This is a genomic window from Nesterenkonia salmonea (genome assembly GCF_005771525.1).
Lineage (GTDB): Bacteria > Actinomycetota > Actinomycetes > Actinomycetales > Micrococcaceae > Nesterenkonia > Nesterenkonia salmonea.
This window is the reverse complement of the sequence record NZ_VAVZ01000088.1, coordinates 1-2,482: the sequence shown is the minus strand read 5'-3', so window position 1 is coordinate 2,482 and position 2,482 is coordinate 1. Positions and strand designations below refer to the sequence as shown.

Genomic DNA, 2,482 nt, shown 5'->3' with positions numbered 1-2,482 from the left:
GGAGGCGGCCCAGGGAAACAGACCAGCCGAAACGCTGATACTGCGCCCTGGGCCGACCTCACCTGGCTGGGGACGCGTTGGATCAGGCCCGACAGCGGGTTCAGCGTGAGACCACTGGGCACCGGGGCCGCACAGGTGACCCGCTCTACGGTGCTCGGCGAACCTTGCGCACCGGGGCTGAGCTGCTCACCGAGCGCCAAGACATGCGCCTGCGGACAGTGTTCGCCTCAGATGAGCACGTCGAGGTCGAAGCGACCTGGTGGATCTATCAGAAGATCGTCGCCGCCTACCGGCACTCATCGAAGTCCACCGGCAAGCAGATGCTCACCGAAATTATCACAGCCCTGCGCCGCGGAATCCCGGCGAAACTGATCGAGCTGAAGAAGCTGGGTCGGACCTTCAACCGCCGGGCCACCGACATCCTGGCCTACTTCGACCGGCCCGGAACATCCAACGGACCCACCGAGGCGATCAACGGCCGGCTGGAACACCTGCGCGGCACCGCCCTAGGATTCCGGAACCTGACCAACTACATCACCCGAGCCCTGCTGGACACCGGAGGATTCAGACCCTATCTACACTCTCATCTGCGATGAGCCCATTTGATGCCCGTGTGGTCGATGGCGTTGAACTTCGGGAGTCATACAACGTTGCTCCAACCACTAGTGTGCCGATCGTTCTGGAGCATCTCGATGATGATGAGCTGGCTCGTGAGTTGGTGAGCGCCCGGTGGGGTCTGCTACCGATCTGGGCGAAGGACGCTTCGTTCAGCGCACGGACGTTCAATGCCAGGTCTGAGACTGTTGCGGAAAAGGCGAGTTTCCGCTCTGCAGTTCGTTCCAAACGGTGCGCGGTCCCGGCTGATGCGTATTACGAGTGGCTGAAAGAAGGCACCGTGAAGCGGCCTCATGCGATTCGGCCGGCGGACGGTAGCTCTATTGCTTTTGCGGGGCTCTACGAGTGGTGGAAAGATCCTCAGGCGGTCGAGGATGACCAGTGGGTGCTCTCGACCACAATTCTTACTGGCCCCTCGCCAGAGCCTGGTAGCGGCGGGGTGCTCGATGACCTCGCGGGGCTGCATGATCGCCTTCCTTTGCCACTGAGCCAGAAGACACTGAGTGAGTGGTTGCATCCTGAGAAGCTGGAGAAGGCTGATGCCATCTCGCTTGTCGATATGGTGCGTGAGGATGCTTTCGAGGTCGCATCCGGCTGGGAAGTTTACGAGGTCAGCCGAGATGTTGGCAACGTCAGGAACAACTCTCCCGATCTTCTAGAGCCGATTACACCGGGAGCCGGGGTCTAGCCACGCTTTGACGATGGTCAGCTCGTGGCTGTTATCTGCGGGGGGATAGGTCCCCCCTGGCTCAAAGTGGCACACCATCGCCCTCTTATAAGTTCACTTATATTTTGATAAGCTGGCTTATAGGAGGTAGTGGAGATGTCTATTGCAGTACCAAAAGAAGTGAAGCAGGCCGCAAAACTGCGCCACCGTCGAGAACTTGATGACATCGACTACAAACGGACTCTGCGTGTAATACGGGAGAAGGGCTATCCGCAGCGAACTGTTGCGGAGGCGTTAGGCATTTCGCAGTCTGCTCTGTCTCAGCAGCTCAGCGGTGTTGAGGCCGTTGAAGAGCCGCGAGAAGGCTTTTCCGGTGCTACTGCGCTTGAGGTGTGCCAAAGGTACGCGGCCGGGTTCCTCGGCCGTGAGCAGCTTATAGATGAGCTGACACGTTGGCCATATGCCCAGCGCGAGAAGACAGACGGCTACGATGCGTTGGTGGTCGATCCGCCAGGTACCTGGTCTGATGTGCGTAAGGCGTTGCGGGATGGATTGATTGACGCCGAGACCTATGACCAGGTTCTCGACCGCTTCAACGAGAGGTAAGTCGTTCTTGGTGTCTGAGCATGAGGGGCACATACAGCGCGTTGTCGAGCTGTCCCGCCCAGGTGGACCGATTGCGACCAACGCGCCCACCGCCACAGTGAATAATCCCGCGTGGTTCCGGTCCGGACCAGACGGGGAACAAGAACCGCGTGGTGAGCGCAATGCACTGCATCACCAGCTACAGCGCGAAGCCCGTGACGCGTTTCCGAATGTTGAGCAGGAGAAGAAGGCCGTGGTGTTGGCGGGGCCTCCAGGTGCCGGGAAATCGACAGTACGCAAGAAGGTCTTGGGTAAGGACGATGACAAGTACCTGGTCATCGACGCTGATGTCTTCAAAGAGGGTCTTCTGAAGCAGGCGACATCGGATGGCAGCTATGAGAGCTGGATCAAGCCCGACGCGGTGGAAGCTCTAGAACGCGAAACCGGGACAACTTTCTACCCGATGGAGCTTGCTTCGTTGGTGCATGAAGAATCCTCCATGATGGCGGCTGATCTACGACGAGACGCTATCGAGCGCGGAGACAATATCGGGCTCTTCACAATCCAGGGTGTAGTTGTAGTCTGAATCCTCCGCTTTCGAGCAGGGACCGGGCG

General features: G+C 59.1%; 3 protein-coding genes and 1 pseudogene. All 4 read left to right on the top strand.

Annotation, left to right across the window (positions count from 1 at the left end; all coding sequences use genetic code 11):
• Positions 1–62: 62 nt before the first annotated feature.
• A pseudogene (locus FEF26_RS15345) lies at positions 63–596 on the top strand (ISL3 family transposase); the annotation flags it as partial.
• Complete coding sequence (locus FEF26_RS15340) at positions 593–1,303, top strand: SOS response-associated peptidase (protein ID WP_138254403.1); 711 nt, start codon at positions 593–595, stop codon at positions 1,301–1,303. The pseudogene FEF26_RS15345 and the gene FEF26_RS15340, both read left to right, overlap by 4 nt.
• 135 nt (positions 1,304–1,438) lie before the next feature.
• Positions 1,439–1,888: a hypothetical protein gene (locus tag FEF26_RS15335; protein ID WP_138254402.1), complete on the top strand. Its 450-nt coding sequence runs from the start codon at positions 1,439–1,441 to the stop codon at positions 1,886–1,888.
• Between the two features lie 10 nt (positions 1,889–1,898).
• Positions 1,899–2,453 carry a zeta toxin family protein gene (locus FEF26_RS15330; protein WP_166433077.1) on the top strand — a complete coding sequence of 185 codons (555 nt, stop codon included), beginning with the start codon at positions 1,899–1,901 and terminating at the stop codon, positions 2,451–2,453.
• Positions 2,454–2,482: the final 29 nt, after the last annotated feature.